At 67.0% G+C, this 18,262-nt stretch carries 15 protein-coding genes; 11 read left to right on the top strand and 4 right to left on the bottom strand.

Features of this window, described 5'->3' with window-relative positions; all coding sequences use genetic code 11:
- Window positions 1–49 precede the first annotated feature (49 nt).
- Entirely contained in the window at window positions 50–310 is a 261-nt protein-coding gene (locus tag NO360_RS12665) for a hypothetical protein (RefSeq protein ID WP_256308173.1), read from the bottom strand.
- Window positions 311–521: 211 nt separating this feature from the next.
- Between NO360_RS12665 and NO360_RS12660 the strand changes: the two genes are divergently transcribed.
- The 6 genes from NO360_RS12660 to NO360_RS12635 all read left to right on the top strand — a co-directional run bounded on the left by NO360_RS12660 (window position 522) and on the right by NO360_RS12635 (window position 9,347).
- Complete coding sequence (locus NO360_RS12660) at window positions 522–2,480, top strand: PAS domain-containing protein (protein WP_256308172.1); 1,959 nt, start codon at window positions 522–524, stop codon at window positions 2,478–2,480.
- Window positions 2,481–2,727: 247 nt separating this feature from the next.
- Window positions 2,728–4,611 (top strand): ABC transporter substrate-binding protein, encoded by a 1,884-nt coding sequence (locus NO360_RS12655; protein WP_256308171.1) that lies wholly within the window; start codon window positions 2,728–2,730, stop codon window positions 4,609–4,611.
- A 75-nt stretch (window positions 4,612–4,686) separates the two neighbouring features.
- Window positions 4,687–5,667: an ABC transporter permease gene (locus NO360_RS12650; protein WP_256308170.1), complete on the top strand. Its 981-nt coding sequence runs from the start codon at window positions 4,687–4,689 to the stop codon at window positions 5,665–5,667.
- Complete coding sequence (locus NO360_RS12645) at window positions 5,664–6,896, top strand: ABC transporter permease (RefSeq protein WP_256308169.1); 1,233 nt, start codon at window positions 5,664–5,666, stop codon at window positions 6,894–6,896. The genes NO360_RS12650 and NO360_RS12645 overlap by 4 nt, the downstream gene beginning before the upstream one ends.
- Window positions 6,893–7,969, top strand: coding sequence for an ABC transporter ATP-binding protein (locus NO360_RS12640; RefSeq protein ID WP_256308168.1), 1,077 nt, complete (start codon window positions 6,893–6,895; stop codon window positions 7,967–7,969). The genes NO360_RS12645 and NO360_RS12640 overlap by 4 nt, the downstream gene beginning before the upstream one ends.
- Complete coding sequence (locus NO360_RS12635; RefSeq protein WP_256308167.1) at window positions 7,962–9,347, top strand: ABC transporter ATP-binding protein; 1,386 nt, start codon at window positions 7,962–7,964, stop codon at window positions 9,345–9,347. Before NO360_RS12640 ends, NO360_RS12635 begins: the two co-directional genes overlap by 8 nt.
- A gap of 180 nt (window positions 9,348–9,527) precedes the next feature.
- Here NO360_RS12635 and NO360_RS12630 read toward each other — a convergent pair whose 3' ends face one another.
- Both NO360_RS12630 and NO360_RS12625 read right to left on the bottom strand, forming a co-directional pair.
- Complete coding sequence (locus NO360_RS12630; RefSeq protein WP_256308166.1) at window positions 9,528–9,803, bottom strand: hypothetical protein; 276 nt, start codon at window positions 9,801–9,803, stop codon at window positions 9,528–9,530.
- A 134-nt stretch (window positions 9,804–9,937) separates the two neighbouring features.
- Window positions 9,938–12,319, bottom strand: a complete 2,382-nt coding sequence (locus NO360_RS12625) for a PKD domain-containing protein (RefSeq protein WP_256308165.1) — start codon at window positions 12,317–12,319, stop codon at window positions 9,938–9,940.
- 455 nt (window positions 12,320–12,774) lie between these two features.
- On the opposite strand from NO360_RS12625, the gene NO360_RS12620 reads away from it, so the two are divergent.
- From NO360_RS12620 to NO360_RS12600, 5 genes are all read left to right on the top strand, one after another.
- A complete protein-coding gene (locus NO360_RS12620; protein WP_256308164.1) occupies window positions 12,775–13,659 on the top strand; it encodes an NOP5/NOP56 family protein in 885 nt (294 codons plus the stop codon).
- A complete protein-coding gene (locus NO360_RS12615) occupies window positions 13,656–14,315 on the top strand; it encodes a fibrillarin-like rRNA/tRNA 2'-O-methyltransferase (RefSeq protein ID WP_256308163.1) in 660 nt (219 codons plus the stop codon). Before NO360_RS12620 ends, NO360_RS12615 begins: the two co-directional genes overlap by 4 nt.
- A 98-nt stretch (window positions 14,316–14,413) precedes the next feature.
- Window positions 14,414–15,490: a glutamate--cysteine ligase gene (locus NO360_RS12610; RefSeq protein ID WP_256308162.1), complete on the top strand. Its 1,077-nt coding sequence runs from the start codon at window positions 14,414–14,416 to the stop codon at window positions 15,488–15,490.
- A gap of 52 nt (window positions 15,491–15,542) precedes the next feature.
- Window positions 15,543–16,172, top strand: coding sequence for a helix-turn-helix domain-containing protein (locus tag NO360_RS12605; protein ID WP_256308161.1), 630 nt, complete (start codon window positions 15,543–15,545; stop codon window positions 16,170–16,172).
- Between the two features lie 81 nt (window positions 16,173–16,253).
- On the top strand, window positions 16,254–16,976 hold the full coding sequence (locus NO360_RS12600; protein WP_256308160.1) for a phosphoglycerol geranylgeranyltransferase: 723 nt from the start codon (window positions 16,254–16,256) through the stop codon (window positions 16,974–16,976).
- Window positions 16,977–17,222: 246 nt separating this feature from the next.
- Here NO360_RS12600 and NO360_RS12595 read toward each other — a convergent pair whose 3' ends face one another.
- On the bottom strand, window positions 17,223–18,128 hold the full coding sequence (locus NO360_RS12595) for a hypothetical protein (protein WP_256308159.1): 906 nt from the start codon (window positions 18,126–18,128) through the stop codon (window positions 17,223–17,225).
- Window positions 18,129–18,262: the final 134 nt, after the last annotated feature.

The raw sequence follows: 18,262 nt of genomic DNA, 5'->3' as shown, positions 1-18,262 counted from the left end.
AGTCGCGGCCGTCTCGCCTGCCGAGGCTGACTCGTCGCCGCCGCGTGGCTCACGTCGCCATCCGTACCGACACGAGAACGGTCGGAACGACGACGGGAATGGTCAGTATTGCGCCAGTGATGACGACGAACGGAGCGACGCCCCCGACGGGGTACGCGAGAACGCCGACGGTCACCCAGTTAACGACGCTGACCATCGCCGCGTACGAGACGGCTGCGAGCACCACGATCACGCTAAACACGCCGGAGACGACTCCGACGCTACGGCGACCGGAGAGCCCCTCGCTCGTTGCCGCCGGTTCCTCACTCATCTGCTATAGTCTCCATAGTAATGCACTATACTCGAACGATTATATCCGTTGGCATCTCGTCTGTCGTCGTCGCTCTGACGTCTGCCGCCCCTACCGCGACGCTCCGTTCGTCCCGTAGAACGGGTCCGACCGCCGACGTCCGACCTCCTCGATCTCGGGGATGTTGCGTCCATCACAACCTATTCACCAACATAGCGATAACGACTACTCGATGGGTGGTTCTGTGGACCGGACGCAATCCCGAATCAACGACGTCATCCGACGCGTCCACGAGGCGTTGATCGCGGCTGAGACCTGCGACGAACTCGAAGCGGCCGTCTGTCGAGCCTTCGCCGAGTCCGAACCCTACGTTTTCGCCTGGATCGGTGCGCACGACCCCGAAACCGACCGCGTCGTTCCGAGCGCCACCGCGGGGCGAGGCGCGGCCTACCTCGACGAGATCACGATCAGCCTCGACGACCCCGCGGAGGCGAGTGGTCCGACGGCGTCGGCTCTCCGAACCGGGACGGCCCAGATTATGCAGCGCATTCGCGACGACCCGGACTACGGCCCCTGGCGCGAACAGGCGCTCTCGTACGGGTTCGAGTCGAGTGCGGCGATTCCGCTCGTCGCGGACGAGCGGACCGACGGCGTCCTGAACCTGTACTCCGAGCGCGTCGACGCGTTCGCGGAGACCGAACGGTCCCTCCTCGCTGAACTCGGGGCGACGATCGGGACCGCGATGAGCGGACTCCGGGCGCGGCAGGAACTCGAATCCCAGAAGCGACGGTACAAACGCCTCACAGAGCGGATCTCCGACGCGTACTACGCGGTCGACGACGAGTGGACGATCACCTACTGGAACGACCAGATGGCCGCTCGAACCGGCAGGCCGGCGGCGGAGGTCGTGGGGGAGACGCTGTGGACGGCGTTCCCGGCGATACTGGGATCGGAGGCCGAAGAGCAGTACCGAACGGCGATGGAGACCAATCAACCACAGTCGTTCGAGATGTACGTCGAGGACCCGTTCGACTACTGGGTCGAGATCGACGTCCACCCCGACGACGACGGGCTCTCGGTCTTCTCGCGGGAAATCACGGAGCGAAAGCGGCGCGAGGCGGAACTCACGCGCGCCGAGCGCCGCCTCGACGCGATCGTCCACAACACCTCGGAGTCGATATACATCAAGAGTCGCGACGGCGAGTACCTGTTTATCAACGAGGTCGGCGCCGAGGTGTTCGGATCCACGCCCGAGGCGGTCGTCGGGACGTTCGACGACGAACATTTCGACGCCGAGAGCGTCGAGGGAATCGCCGACGACGACCGGCACGTGATCGAGACCGAGACCGCGGAGACGTGGGAGCGCGTCCGCTACGTCGACGGTCGCAAACACGTCTTCATCGACAACAAGTTCCCCTACCGCGACGGGTCCGGCGAGGTCATCGGACTCGTCGGCGTGAGTCGGGAGATCACCGATCGCAAGGCGTACGAACAGCGTCTGCAGGAGCAACGGGACGGACTCGACCTGCTGAACAAGGTCGTGCGCCACGACATCCGGAACAACCTCCAGGTCGTTCTCGGCTACGGCGAGTTACTGACCGAACACGTCGATGTCGACGGGAGAGGCCACCTGCGGACGATCTTGAAGAACGCGGAGTCGGCGGTCGAACTCACCCACACGGCGGCCGACCTCGCCGAGGTGATGGTCAATCCCGATCGCGACCCCGTCCGGATCTCCCTCGACGACGTCATCCGGACGCAGATCACCGAGATCCGCGAGACGTTCGACGGCGTCGACGTCGCCGTCGATGGCTCTCTCCCGACGACGGCGGTGCTGGCCGACGAGATGCTGTCCTCGGTGTTCCGGAACCTGCTGAAAAACGCCGTCCAGCACAACGACAAGGCCACCCCCGAAGTGCGCGTCTCCGCCACGGTCGAGACGGACACCGTCACGGTCCGAGTCGCGGACAACGGGCCGGGGGTTCCGGAGGACCTCCGACCGACGATCTTCGGAAAAGGCGAGAAGGGCCTCGACAGCCAGGGGACCGGCGTCGGACTGTATCTCGTCCGCACGCTCGTCGAAGCCTACGGCGGCGACGTCTGGATCGAGGAGCGACCGCCCGCCGATGCTTCGACAGCCACCGACGACGGCGAGGGCGCCGTGTTCGCCGTCGAACTCCCGACGGCGTGAACCGCGACCACGGCCGCCGGCGGGGTGTGCGCGCGACCCCCGGTCTCCCGACGCAGTCCCACTGGAGCGTTCCGACGCGGTTTCACCAGGGTCTTCCGACGCGGTCCTCCCCGGGTCTTCCGACGCGGTTTCATCGGCCCCTTCGGACTGTGGAACGACTTTGTCACGCCAGACGCGGATCCGGTCGATCGGGTGTGAGGTGTGTTATCACAATAGTTTAATCCGACGAATCCGTTCGTACGAACGGATGCCACGAGGGAGGCAGACGGTTCGACAGACGGGAGGGCCGTCGATCACTCGCCGACAGTGGCTGTCGGCGCTCGGGGTAGGGTCAGCGGCCGCGCTCGCGGGATGTTCCGGCGACGACGACTCCGAGGGCACCGGTACGGCGACCAGCGGCGGCGGTAGCGACGGCACGCCGTCGGTGTCGGGGACGTACGACACTGTCACCGCATCGGCGTTCTCGACGCTGAACCCGCTGTACAACACCAGTTCGGGTGCCGGGACGGCGATCGGCTACGCGCTGGATCAGGGGTACACCTTCGACGACCAGGGAGCGTACTTCCCCTTGCTGTACGACCTGTCGACGACGGACGACGGCTCCGTGTGGGTGTTCGACGTCCGGGAGGGGCTGTCGTTCGGCGATCCGTACGGCGGGGTCACCGCCTCGACGTTCGTCTACCAGATCCGGGAACTGCACCAGAGCGACTGGGCGGCGACGGCGGCGTCGAGCAGCTGGAGGGGGATCAACGTCGAAGAGACCGGCGAGTACCAGTTCCAGGCCGAAATCCCGGAGGCACAGTTGCTGTGGCCGGAGTCGTACGATCCGCTCCTGTACCCGATTCCCACGGACCTCGTGCAACCGTACGTCGACGAGGAGGACGCCGAGGGACTCCAGCAGGACGAGGAGCTGTTGAACCTCTCGTTCACGGGGAACCTGGGCGGATACACCCTCGACAAGTGGGAGCGGGGGTCGGGAACGACCTACTCCCGGAACGGCGACTACTACGTCCAGAACATCGAGGCGGGCCCGGACCTGTTCTCGGACGCCCCCTACTTCGAGGGGGCGTCGATCAGCGTCGTCGAGGAGCGGGCCTCGCGGCTCGGGGCGCTGGAGACCGGCGAGGCCGACTCGGCCGGGATCCCCCCCGAGCGGTTCTCGGAGTTCCAGGAGAAGCCGCAGGTCGAGACCTTCCGGATTCCGCAGCCGTTCAACCGGATCCTGTCGGTGAATATGCGAGACAACGGATGGAACGCCGGGCCCGGGAACCTGTTCCGGTTCACCGCGTTCCGACAGGGCCTCGCCGCCGCGATCGACAAGCAGGGGATGATCAGGGGCATCTTCCGCGGGCTGGCACAGCCACACTACACCTGGCAACCGTCGTGGTCCGACTGGTATCCCGGCGACGACGCCATCGAGCAGTTCGGGGCCGGCGACCAGTACGGCGGAGACGTCGCTCGAGGACTCGTCGAGGAGGCCATCTCCGAGTCGGCGTTCGACTACCGGTTCGACGGGGGCGCGCTCGTCACTCCCGAGGGCGAGACGGTCACGCTAGACCTGCATCACTTGGCCGGCGGCGAGACCTTTCAGCTCATCGCGGAGTTCATCGCCAGCGAACTCGACGACGCTCTCGGAATCGAGGTCACGGTGGAGGCGATCGCCGGCACGCGATTCCAATCGAACTACTGGACGGCGGAGCCGCAGGGCGGCACCGCCACCATCGCGGGTGAGGAGGTCACGTGGGACCAACCGACGCTGACGAATCCGGGGCCGCGGAGCGTCACGGCCGCGGAGTCGTGGGATATGTCGATCGTCTACGGGCTGAACACCTACCCGCTGAACCCGCTCACCAACGAGGTCTTCTTCGACGGCCCGACCGCACAGTACAACCCCGTCGGCTACTACCCCGACTTCGACGCCCGAGGGGTGTTCGAGCGCGCCAGAGAAGCCGACTCCGAGGACGCCCTCCAGGAGCCGTTCACCGAACTGTTCCGGAACCTCGCCGCCGAGCAACCGTACGTTATGCTGGTGTTCGGCGACGACCTGATCGGGTACAACCCCGACCTCGTTGGGCCGACCGAGAACTTCTTCAACGGCTGGGACTTCCCGGCGTGGTATTTCGATGCGTGAGACCGAACAGCCGCACGCGAGTCCGTGGACTCCCGCCGCACCGACTACGCACCCCTGCTCCCGGCACCGCCGACGATGGGACTAGCCAGCTACGTCGCGCTCCGCGTCGGCTGGGCCGCGGTGGTGTCGTTCATCATCGTCACCGTGACCTTCGGGCTGTTCGCGGCCGCTCCCAACCCGTCGATCCAGCAGGCGGCCACACAGGCGGCGTTGCAGGGCGGCGACCCGCAGGAGGCGGTCGAACGGCAGCGCCAACTCCGGGGGCTCGACGAACCTCTCCACGTCAGGTATCTGGACTTCGTCACGAGCATCTACACGCTCCAGTGGGGGTGGTCGGACTACCGGAGTCAGCCGGTGACGACGGCGCTCCTGAACGCGGTGTTCTACACCGCGCAGTACTCCGTTCCCTGGACCGTCCTGACGGTGCTCTTGGGGCCCCTCGTCGGCGTGTACTCCGCGGCCAATATGTACACCTGGCGCGACCACGTCGCGACGGGCTTCGCGTTCTTCGGGTACGCCATTCCGAACTTCTTCTTCGGGATCATCCTGCTCTTGATCTTCGGGGTGTGGCTGGAGTGGATCCCGGTCGTCTACCGGACCGAGGTGCCGACGTTCAGCCTCGCGAACGTCAGGCAGCTCGTCGTTCCCGTGTTCGTTCTGGTGACGGGCTCGATCGGCGCGATTATGCGTGTCTCACGCAACGAGTCGGCGGATTTCCAGAACGCGACCTTTATGAAGACCGCAAAGGCCAAGGGCGTCTCGCCGCTCCGGGCGTACGCTTACCACGTGATGCGCCCGACCCTGGTACCGCTGTCGACGACGCTCGTCGGACAGCTGCTCGCCATCTTCCTGGGCTCGTCGCTGCTCGTGGAGGTCGTCTTCGGCATCCCCGGACTCGGCCGCCTGACGTTCAACGCGCTGGTCGCACAGGATACGAACCTCGTGTTGGGGGCGACGCTGTTTTTCACCTTCCTCGCGGTGATCGGGAACCTGCTCGAAGACCTCGCGTTCACCGCCCTCGACCCGCGGATCAGTTACGACGATAGACAACTATGAGCACCGACACCGAGGACGCTCCGCGGTTCGACCGGGTCGACTGGGAGGCGTACGCCGGCCGGCGGACGCCACGCTGCTCGCTCAACACCGCGCTGTTCGCCCTCACGGTCGCTCCGGTGCTCGCACTGGCGGGCTACGACTGGCTCGTCGTCGACCAACGGGAGACCGCTCTCGGAGCACTCGGGCGGGACGCGAACCTCGACGGACTCTTCGAGGCGCTCGGGCTCGACTTCGGGGTCACGATGGTCGATTACGTCTTCGCGATCACGCTCCTGCTCTTCCTCTGGTATCTGGTGCTCCCGCTGTATCAGCAGCCGCGGATCACGGGGTACTACTGGCGGCGGTTCAAGCGGAACCGCCCCGCGATCGTGAGTCTCGGGTGGCTGGTGGTGGTCTTCGTCGGCGGGCTGGTCGGGCCGCTACTTCTGAGCGCGCCGGAACAGAACGTCCTCGCCGGCCACCAGCCGCCAGTGGGGCTCTCGATCGCCGAGACTACCGTCCCCCAGTGTGTCGGTCCGGTCGTGAACGAGCGGTGTCAGGGCACGTGGCAGTACCCGCTGGGGACGACTCGGGGCGGGCTCGGCGTGTTCAAGAGCGTCGTCTACGGGATGACCGTGAGCCTCAAGATCGCGTTCATCACGACTACGATCGTCGCAGGCGTCGGCGTCGTCGTCGGGACAGTCAGCGCGTACGCGGGCGGCTGGGTCGACGAGATCGCGATGCGCGGCGTCGACGTCGTGCTGTCGTTCCCGACGCTCCTCTTTTTCCTCCTCATCCTCTACGTCTACGGCGCGGGGTTGGGGATGTTCATCGTCGTGTTCTCCCTGTTCGGATGGGGCGGGACGGCGCGGTACGTCCGGAGCAAGGCGCTCTCCGTCTCCGAGGAGGAATTCGTCAAAGCAGGGAAGATGAGCGGCGCGAGCACCCGCTGGATCGTGCGCCATCACGTCGTCCCCAACACCGCGAGCAGTATCATCACCCAACTCACGCTGCTCATTCCGGGCTTCCTGCTGGCGGAGGCGCAACTGGCGTTCCTTGGGCTCGGCGACGCCGGGATCTCCTCGTGGGGGCAACTGATCGCCGCCGGCCGGAGCGACCTCGCCTTCGCACCGTGGATCGTCCTCACGCCGGGGATCGTCCTCTTTCTCACCATCCTCGCGTTCAACTTCCTGGGTGACGCGTTGCTCGACGCGATCGACCCCGCGGCGACGACGGAGGCGGAGCGATGACCGACGAACCGCTGCTGGCGGTCGAGGGGCTCCGGACCACCTTCGAGACGGAGACGGGCGAACTCGTCGCGGTCGACGGGATCGACTTCGAGGTCCGCCGGGGCGAGACCGTCTGTCTCGTCGGCGAGTCCGGGTCGGGAAAGACCGTCGCCGTCGAGTCGATCGCGCGGCTGATCGACCAGCCGCCCGGCCGGATCGAGGGAAGCGTCCGATTCCGCGGGGAGGAACTCACCGACCTCTCCGACGAGGAGCTTCGGCCCTACCGCGGCGCGTCGATCGCGTACGTCTTCCAGAACCCCCAGGACGCGCTCAACCACTGTTACACGATCGGGTGGCAGTTGATCGAGGCGATCCGGGTCCACGAGGACGTGTCGACGTCGGCGGCGCGGGCCCGCGCGATCGACCTCCTCGACACCGTCGGCATTCCCGACCCCGCCAGCCGCATCACCGAGTACCCGCATCAGTTCTCCGGCGGCGAGAAACAGCGGGTGATGATCGCGATGGCGCTCGTCACCGAACCCGACCTACTCGTGGCCGACGAGCCCACCACCGCGCTTGACGTGACGATTCAGGCGGACATCCTCCAACTCCTCGAGGAACTGAAAGCGACGTACGGGATGGGAGTCCTGTTCGTCACCCACGACCTCGCGACCGTGAGCGAGATCGCCGACCGGGTGGTGGTGCTGTACGCCGGCAAGGTCATGGAGCGCGGTGGCGTACTGGAGCTCTTCGAGCACCCCGCCCACCCCTACACGCGACGGTTGCTTGCGTGCCTGCCGGGGTGGTCGGGCGGTGTCGACCCGGTCGAGGGGGCCGAGCGCGGCGGGATCGCCGGCTCGCTTCCGGATCCGAACGATCCACCCGACGGCTGCCGGTTCGCGCCGCGGTGTGCCTACGCGGAGCCGGCGTGTACGACCGGCGACCAGCCGCCGGAAGTCGACCTCGGGGGCGACCACCTGGTCTCGTGTATTCACTACGACGCGGGGGACGACCCCTCCGTCCTCACCGACGGGACGCCCCCGTCCGACGGCGTCGACGGTTCGCCTCAGCGGGGTGTGACCGAGGATGACTGAGGAACCCCTGCTGTCCGTCCGCGGGCTGAAGAAGCACTACACCGTCTCGCGCGGCGGGTTCCTCTCGCGCGAGACGAGCCGGGTCCGGGCCGTCGACGGCGTCAGTTTCGACATCGGACGGGGAGAGGCGCTCGGGTTGGTCGGGGAGTCGGGCTGCGGGAAGTCCACGACGGCGTCGTCGATACTCCGACTGACCGAGCCGACAGCGGGAGAGGTGATCTTCAACGGCGGCGGTCGCGGGGGAGCGGTCCGCAACGACGACGGCACCCATCCCAACGACGTCACGCAGTTCGATCGAGCGGAACTCAAAGCGTTCCGGCGGGACGCGCAGTTGATCTTCCAGGACCCCACCTCCAGTTTCGACCCGCGGATGTCGGTGGGGGGGTCGATCGCGGAACTCCCGCTGGTCCACGGAATGACCGACCGCGAGCGCCGGCGGGCGATCGTCGAGGACCTCTTGGAACGGGTCGGGCTCTCCGCGGCGGACTACGATCGCTACCCCCACGAGTTCTCGGGCGGGGAGAAACAGCGGCTGGCGCTCGCCCGCGCGCTGGTGCTCAATCCGGATCTACTGGTGGCCGACGAGCCGGTCTCGGCGCTCGACGTGTCGGTTCAGGCCGACATCCTCGCGCTGATCGACGACCTCCGATCGGAGTTCGGGCTCTCCGTGCTCTTCATCAGTCACGACATCTCCGTCGTCCGAGAGCTCTGCGACCGGACCGCGGTGATGTACCTCGGCGAGATCGTCGAGGTCGGCCCGACCGAGTCGGTGTTCGAGTCGCCCGGCCACCCCTACACGGAGGCGCTCCGATCCGCGGTTCCGACGCCGGATCCGCGGTCGAAGGGGGACCACATCGAACTGACCGGGAGCGTGCCCAGCCCCTCGGACCCGCCCTCGGGGTGTCGGTTCCACACCCGGTGTCACCGTGTGGTTCAACCCGATCACGTCGACGTCGACCAGGCGGTCTGGCGCCGGCTGTTGGATTTCCGCGATCGGGTCGTCACCGGGGAAATCGACCCCGCGGCACTCAGAGAGCGGCTGCAGGCGGGAGCCGTCGCGGGCGACCAGCCCGGCGGTTGGTCGGAGACGGGTTCGAGTGACCGCGGGGCGCCGGAGGAGCGCGTCGACGATGCCACTCGGGTCAGAGAGACGTACGACCTGCCGGAGACGCTCTCGGACCCGGAGGCCGACCGGACGCTCCGGGCGGCAATCGACGCGCTGCTCGCAGGCGAGGACGACCGAGCGGCCGGCATCCTCGACGGAGCGTTCACGACGCCCTGTGCGGAGATTCACCCGGAACTCAGCACTCACGGACCATTGCACCGCGCCGCCTGCATCCGACACCGCGCCGAGTACGAGGGGTTCGGCGACGGGTAGGCCCGGAGGACGCAGCGCCGCCTCGGGACGCGTCGAATCCCGGCTCTCGGATCGCCGATGTCCACTCGCGAACTACCCAGCGTCTTCGTTACTGGCCGGTTACAAACCGAACGATGTCCACCGAACACGGACCGCCATCGGTCGCTGAGCGTGCCAACGCCGCACGGTCGCCCGCGACACTCACCCGTCGAGCTCTCCGAGGCAGTTCCAACAGTGTGTCATCCCGACTGGGTTGCGCGATCCACAGGCCGCACAGACCGAGATATCCGCGGCCGTGTCGACGTCCATCGAGCGGGCGGGACTGAACCGCGCCTGCTGGGCCCGCATCCGGCGCGCTTCCTCGACCAGGGCGTCGTCGCGGAGCCACATCAGCCCGCGCCACAGTCCGAGAAACAACAAGGTCGGCACCAGCGACATCGCGAGCGTCGCCGCGAGGTCCAGCTCTGGGGACAGCACGACAACCTACGTACGACTCCCAGCGTCTTCGTATTGTCGCCGGAGGCGAACCCAACGAGGTCGGCGCTACTTATCGAGCCGTTGACCGATAGACGTATGAACCGCCGCTTGCCGTTCCTCTCAGAGTCGTCTCACTACCCGAGTGCATCGACGAGCTCTCGGAGCAGATTCCCGAGCGCATCGAGTATCCCCTCGTCCGATTCTTCGATCGGAGGTGCAGTCGCCGTGCTCGTCTGTTCGGCAGGGGCATCGTCAGTGAGCGAGGGAGCGGCCGTGTTCGTTGTCGACGTCGTCTTGGTACGTGGTTCGTCGGCAATGTCGACGGTCTCGGTGACCGTCGCAGAACCACCCGCGTCATCCACGACCAGAAGTTCGACGTCGTGTGGGCCCGTCCCTGTGGCGTCGTAGGTGACTCGCTCGCCCGTCATCACCGTCCGGTTTTCGAAGAACCAGACGTACTGGGTGATACTCCCGTCGTCGTCGGCGGACGCACTCGCATCGAGGGTCACGGTACCGGCCTGGCGGTCGGCCGACGAGGTGAACGCGGCGGACGGCCGCGCGTTCGGAGCGGTGACGTTGACTGTCTTTTCTCGAACGGCGGTGTTCCCGCCGCCGTCCGTGACAGTCAACCGAACAGTATAGCTCCCGCTACTCGCGTAGGTGTGTGTCTGTGTCGGCCCGTTCGCACTCGACCCGTCGCCGAACGTCCAGCGATACGAACTGATGGGCCCTTCGGCGTCGGTCGACCCGCTGGCGTCGAACGACACGGGCTCGCCCGTCTGCGAATCGAACGTGCTCGGGGCGAACGCGGCTTTCGGTGACGCGTCTCTCACGGTGATCTTCCGCGTCGCTGTATCGGTGTTCCCACTCCCGTCCCGGACTGTTAGTTCGACTGTGTACGTCCCCGGACTGGCGTAGGTGTGCGTCCGGCTCGCGGTCGAGAGCCGACCCGTCGTGCTGCCGTCGCCGAACGACCACTCGTAGGCCGTGATGGCCCCAACGAGACTGTACGACTGTCCCGCCGTCAGCGTGACCGGTTCGCCGACTCCGACGGTCGTCTCGCTCGCCTCGAACCGGGAAGCGACGAGCTTGACGTCTTGGATCTGGCGCAGATCCGTTTCGAGTTGCGCTTCTGTCAGGTCCGTGTTCGTGAGAAGCAGTTCCGGCTCGGACCCGTCGTCGCCCGACGTCTCAGTTGTCGACGAATCAGCCGACCCGCCGAGCGACGTGCCGTCGAGTGACGGCTCCGTGACGCTGGTGATCAGGCTGTCGTTCGCGAGTTCGGTTGCGATCGTATCGCCCGCCCGGACGTCGGTGAACTGGCTCGGAGCTTTTCCATCGGCGCTGACGAACACGTCGTAGGTGCCCTCAACCCACCGTTCTCCACTCCACGGCGTCACTCCGACGACCTCACCGTCGACGAAGACGGTCGCCCCCGGTTCCGCCGTGCGGACCGTTATCGGCTGCTCGATCTTCGTCAACCGCGTGTCGATGTCGCGTGGCTCGGCTATGCGGCGCGTTTCCGGAAGATATCCCCGATCGGCCACGGTAACGCGAACCGAGCCGTCTCTGCCCACGTCGGTTGGGACCTCTCCGGTCCACGGCGTCGTCCCAACCCGCTCTCTGTCGATAGTGACGACCGCTCCGTCGACGTTCGACGTGACCGTCATCGTCTCCGTCCGATCCTGCTCGGGGGATTCGATTTTTAACGGCTCGTCGGGCGCGAAAACGAACGGCGGCGTGCCGTACAGCGAGTCGAAGACCGCAGCGAAGCCCTGGTCGGGGATGTCCGTCGGCTGGAGACAGGCGTCGAAGTCCTTGCCCGTCAGCGACCCTCTCGATTCGGGATCCCAGCATGCTCCAAGCTTGAGTGATTCGATGGTCGTTCGCTCCTCGTCCGGCCCGAGGAACTGCGACATCTCGACGGCGTGACTGTCGTGAGCCCACACCTTGTCCTCGCGTGCGGTCCCGATGTACAGCGGTGTCTCGTCGGCTTCCTCGCCGGGGCCGAGATACCTCTTCGGCCCGATTGGCCGGTACGTCACGACGTCACGGGTACCGTCCGCGGTCGTCGCGCTCACCACCTGCCCGGGAGTGAAGAACTCGTCGGAGGCGTCTTTGGTAAAGAACCTGTGCAGTTTCTTGAACGGACCGCCGATGAGGACCGAGAACAGTTTGGCCGTCGAGCGCCCTGCTTGACCGTTCTCTTTCGGGTCCTTCGGGCGCGTGTCGCTGACCACCTTGAGCTGGACGCCCGAGGCGTAGCCGTCGCCATCACGGTCGATTCGCTCGACAACGACCAGTTCCTGTACCGCCCCCGAGCCTGCCGTCTTGAATTCGACTCGCGCCGGCGGCGACACTTCGCCGCCCGTGCTCTCCGACGACCGCAACTCCGGTGACTCCCGTCGATCATCGGGGACGGGGGCCGGTGTGGTCGCCCCCATCGCTGGTCCGGCAGCGAAAACGACCATACCGACGAACAGGAGCGTTAGCGTGGTGTGAGATCGACCTTTCATATTACTTTCCAGATATTATCATCAGTTTAATCATCTGGCATATAATTCTATGGGATATAACGCACAGCAATGTCCTCTTTGGGTCTCTCTCAGGATTCTGAAAACCTGCCGTGATTTCTAGGTGTGTGATCGAAAACGAAAAATCTCACAGTTACGACCACTTCGATTCGTCTGACAAGCGTTTCAGGTCGTTCGGCAGGAATTCCCGTGATTTCGCCCGGCGGGGTGTCGTCCAGTGGGCGTTATACTTCGATGGATTTGGCGAACCGTTCGTGGGCCCGGTACTCCGGTGACCGCGACAAAATCCCCGGAACAGATCCGGTGAACTGCCTCTCGTCCCGCACTTGACGGTCACGATCCGGTCATCGCATCGGCTGTACTGAGCAGCGGTTGTGCATCGAGCCCAACAGGACCATTTCGCGAATGCATATACGCCCCCGTATGCAACGTAGCCTATGAGCGGCTCGAATCCCGAACACACGGGATGGTTCACAGACCTCGATCCGGGCGACCTCGACGCGGCAGCGACTGCCATCTCCGAGGGGGAAGCCGACCGGCCCCAGAATTGGCCAGAACAAGCCATCCGGTCGGGCTTCGCAACCGACGAGGACGACTACTACGACGCCTTACACGAGGCGACAGTCCACGCGACGCGCGAGGCTGTGACGGCCCGCGAAACCTCGTCGGACACGCAGCTTCGACACAGTATTCGGGCGATGGACGACGCCGAACGAACCGCGAACGAACTCGCCGAGCGACTCGCCGAGTGGGCCGGTTCGCTCGCAGAGGACTCCGGGCGAGACGGCGTCGATCGGTCCACCGAGAACCTCGGCGGCGTCGACGGCGCTCGCGCGGTGGCCGAGTGGACGCCGCAGTCGCCCGCCGAAGAGCGGGTCGTCTCGCTCGCGGAGCGGATCGTCGACCTCGACGACGAGCGCGCGGAACTCCGTTCGTTCGTCGAATCACACGCGCCGGAAGTGGCTCCGAACCTCGCCGCGATGGCCGGTCCGGTCCTCGCCGCTCGCTTGCTCTCGTTGGCGGGCGGGCTGGAGTCGCTGGCCAAGAAGCCCGCCGGGACGGTGCAGGTGCTGGGCGCCGAGGACGCGCTCTTCGCACACCTGCGGGGTCGGGGGTCCTCGCCGAAGCACGGCGTCATCTTCACGCACGAGTACGTCCGCGGCACCCACCCCGAGAACCGCGGATCGGCCGCGCGGGCGCTGGCGGGGAAGCTCGCGATCGCGGCCCGAATCGACCACTACTCGGGCGAGTACAAGCAGTCCGTTCACGACGACCTCGACGAGCGAATGACGACGATCCGCGAGCGGGAGGTGGGCGAATGAGCCCCACGCTCCCCCGAGGCGTCGAACGCCGTCGCTTCGACGGTCGGGAGCGACTCGCCACCCGCGGCGAGCCGGTGTACGGCGAGCCGCAGGACGCCGGCGGGTGGCGGGCGTGGGACGCCGGGCGTTCGAAACTCGGCGCGATGCTGGAGCTCGGAGTCGACGTGGGTCTCGACGGGGGAGGCGGAGTGCTCTATCTGGGCGCGGCCTCGGGGACGACCGTCTCGCACGTCGCGGACTTCGCCGGACCGACGTACGCCGTCGAGTTCGCGCCACGACCGACGCGCGACCTCCTCTCAGTCGCGGAGTCGCGCCCGAACCTCTTCCCGCTCCTGAAGGACGCTCGGGATCCCGCGACGTACGCCCACGTCGTCGAATCCGACCTCGACTGCATCGTCCAGGACGTCGCGACCCGGGGGCAGGCCACCGTCGCGCTCCGCAACCGGCGGTTTCTCGCGCCAGACGGTCGGCTGCTCGCGGCGATCAAAGCGCGGAGCGAAGACGTCCTCGACGACCCCGAGACGGTGTTCGAGAACGTGCTCGCGGAACTCCGTTCGGGCTACGAGATCCTCGAGACCCGACGGCTGGACCGCTTCCACGACGATCACCTCGCGGTCGTCGCCGAACCGCGCGACGACGGCGACGATGGAGTCTGAGTCGCGTTGCCAGTGAGCCGACCGTCGCGACCGCGGCTGGGCGAAGCGTTCGCCGCGGCCCGCGACATATTTAATCGGCCGCCGCAAACCACGGGGCGATGGAGCTAGGGTCGGCGGACGCCTTCGACCGAATGGGTACGCTCGGCGTCGAAGAGGAGTTCTACATCGTCGACGAGCGGGGCCGCCCGACGTCGGGCATCTCTGATCTCGTCTACGACTCCCCACCGACGGGGATACTCGAAGACCGAATCGATCACGAACTGTTCCAGTTCACGATCGAGACGCAGACGCCGCTGATCGAGGACGTCGGCGGCGTCGAAGAGGTGATCCGTGACGTTCGCGCGGCCCTCGTCGACCACGCCGCCGAGCACGGCTACCGGATCGCGGCGTCCGGTCTCCACCCGACGGCGGAGTGGTACGAACTCGATCACGCGACGAAGCCGCGGTACACATCGCAACTGGACCGGATTCAGTACCCACAGCACCGGAACACGACGTCCGGCCTCCACGTCCACGTGGGCGTCGACGACGCCGACAAGGCGACCTGGATCGCGAACGAGCTCCGATGGTACCTCCCGCCTCTGCTCTCGCTGTCCGCGAACTCTCCGTTCTGGTGCGGGTTCGACACCGGCCTGTCGTCCGCTCGCGCGAAGATTTTCGAGGCGCTGCCCAACACCGGGATGCCGACGCACTTCGCGGACTTCGAGGCGTACCGGCGGTTCGAGCGCCGGATGGTCGAACTCGGCTCGATCGAGGACCGCGGCGAGCTCTGGTACGACGTCCGACCGCACACGGGTCACGGCACGGTAGAGATTCGGACGCCCGACGCCCAGACCGATCCGGCCGCCACCGCCGCCTTCGTGGAGTACGTGCACGCTCTGGTCGCGGACCTCGCGGCGCGCTACGAGGACGGTGAGTCGGGGACGGACGTCCGGCGGGAGCTCCTCGACGCGAACAAGTGGCACGCGGTGCGATACGGCCGCGACGCGTCGTTCATCACGCCCGAGGCCGAGGACACGATCACGCTCGAGGAGTTCGTCGCCGCCGAGACCGACCGGCTCGCCACCGACGCACTGCGGCGACTGCTCGACGCCGAGGGCGGGACGGCGCGGCAGCGGCGACTCCACCGCGAATCCGGGTTCGACGCGCTCTGTGAGTCCCTCTGTCTGGCGTGAGGTCTGAGAAAGGCTTTTGCCCGCCGAGTTTTGACCTTTCGGGTAGAACACGATGTCTCCTGACGACCACACCGACGAGAGCGACGGGAGCCGCATAGACTTCGAGGACGCCATCGAGGGGGTCGACGAGGACGCCGACGCCGAGGGCGGACCGCGCGCCCGACTGGAAGCCGAGGCCGACCGCGCCGTCTCGGAGTTCGACGAGGGCATCGTCGACCTTCTCGCGTGGCTCCTCGACACGGAGACCCGGGCGCGGATCTACGTGTATCTGCGAAAGAACCCGCACTCGACGAGCGAGGAGGTCGCCGACGGGACGGGGTTGTACCCGAGCACCGTCCGGGAGGCGCTGGCCGAACTCCACGAGGAGGAGACCGTCGAGCGCCGTAAGCGCGAGAGCGCCGGCGCGGGCAACAACCCCTACGAGTACACCGCGATCGCCCCGAGCGACCTCGTGCGGGGCGTCGCCGAACAGGTGCAGGCGGAACTGAACACGGTGTTCAACCTCGACAGTCGACTGGGCGGCTCCGAGGACGCCGAGGAAGGCGGCGACACCGGGCCCGTGAGCATCACCGTCGACGAGGCCGGGGACGACGCCGGGGGCGACGAGGACGGCGCCCCCGAGAGCGACAGTGGGACCGACGGGAGCACCGAAGCGGACGCCGACGACGAGACGTCGGGGTAACACGCCGCTCGTCCCGTACGTACCGGCGGTCTGTTCGCGCTTCCGCGCCATTTTTAACGTTCCCCGGGAGACGTACCTGCAATGACCGGGCCTTGGACCGAGTGGGACCACGTGCTGAAAGTGGACCCGGACAAAGACCTCGTCGACGGCGAGACGTTCGAAGACGTCTGCCGGACGGGGACCGACGCGATCGAGATCGGCGGGACGCTCGACATCACCACCGAGAAGATGGAACGGGTCGTCGACGCCTGCTCCCGCTACGACGTGCCGCTGTACCAGGAGCCCTCGAACCCCGGCGTCGTGATCGAATCGGACGACCTCGACGGCTACCTCATCCCGACGGTGTTCAACGCCGAATCGTCGTTCTGGGTCACCGGGGCGCACAAGGAGTGGGTCCGGATCGACGGCCCACTCGACTGGGATCGAACGTACACGGAGGCGTACATCGTGATGAACCCCGACGCCTCGGTCGCGGAACTGACCGAGGCCAACACCGACCAGACCGCCGAGGACGTCGCCTCCTTCGCCGCGGTCGCCGAGAAGATGTTCGGCCAGGAGATCGTCTACGTCGAGTACTCGGGGACCTTCGGTGACACCGAGAAGGTCGCGGCCGCCCGCGACGCCCTCGAGGAGTCGACGCTGTTCTACGGCGGCGGCATCGGCGACTACGACGCCGCCTACGAGATGGGCAAGCACGCCGACACGATCGTCGTCGGCGACCTCCTCCACGACGAGGGCGTCGACGCCGTCCGCGAGACCGTCGAGGGCGTCAAGGACGCCCACGCCGAAGCGGTCGTCGAGTGAGCGATCGCCCGTTTCGCGTTGTCTGTCCGTCCGAGTCTCCCCCCGCTTGAACTGTCCGCCCGTCTGCGCCGTCCGGAGGTCTGAACCGTCCGCTCGGTCCGTTTCCACAGCTTCTTTGGCCCGGTGCTTCTGTCGCCCGGCCCTACCGCGGTCCGGCGCTTCTGTCGTCCGGCCCCGCGCCGCCTCGACCCTGCAGCGATCCGATTCTTCAGCGGCCTGACCCGCACGCCCGCACTCGAGCGGCCCTCACTCGACGATGACCTCGAAGGCGGCGACGTGCGTGAGGAGCGCCTCCGCGTCCCGCAACGCCGTCCGCGCCGACTGATCGAGGTCGGAGACGTCCGTCTCGACCGGGTCGCGGCTGTCGGCCCACGTCGAGAGGAGGCCGTCGACGGCGCGTCGCGCGCCGTCGGGCAGAGGATCGAGCAGGAGATGCGGCGCGTCCGCGGGCGCGTCGGTTCTCGGCGTCGCCCGCCCGACGTACCACACCTCGTCGGCGAAGAACGCGGCGTCGGTTTGTTGCACCTCTCGACCCCGATACACCGTGCCTTCGTGCCGGAGGCAGCCGCCGACGAAGGTTCTCCGCGCCCACGTCCCCAGCGGCGTTTCGGGGTACGCCTGCGGGCGACCGTCGCCGATCGCCGCGAGCGCGAGGTCGCGCCGCGCCGTCGGGAGCTCGTCGACGTCGATCACCGTCGCGTTCTCCGGCGTCGATTCGACCGGCGTCGCGCCGAACAACCACCGATAGCGCAGTCCGCCGGTCAGATCGAGCGTGTACGGCCCGTCGTCGACGCGCTCGCCGGACAGGCGGGCGGCGTCGATCCGCGGGAGGATCGGCCGACTCCCCTCCAACAGGATCCCGTCGTGCGTCCGGACCGCCTCCTCGGCGTCGACGCCGCGTGCGAGGAACCGCGCCAGCGCCCGCGGATGCACGCGGACCGGGGCGTCGGTCGGGATCGATTCGAGGGCGGCCAGTCTGAGCGTGAACGCACTGTCTGCCGTCGCGGACGCGGTCGATCCCGGGGTGGTACTGGAACCCGTGGAATCCGCGGCGTCGGTCGCCCGCGCGTCGGTGTCAGAGAGACACCCGGCCAATCCGGCGACAGCGGGGAACGCGAGGGCGGAGACGAACGATCGTCGCGAGGGCGGCATCACGAATCGGGAATGAAACAGTGTCAGATATATCTCTTGTGTGCGTCGGCCGCAGACTCCCGTGTGGGTGGCAGTCGATCGGGCGTCAGCAGCCGGGTGACCGTGTGCCCGGCGTGCGGGAACGACACATTCCG

Origin of the sequence: Halobellus litoreus, from assembly GCF_024464595.1 — an archaeon.
In the GTDB taxonomy this organism is placed as follows: domain Archaea; phylum Halobacteriota; class Halobacteria; order Halobacteriales; family Haloferacaceae; genus Haloquadratum; species Haloquadratum litoreum.
Note: the sequence above shows the minus strand (reverse complement) of the source record. Positions and strands in the feature narration are given on the sequence as shown.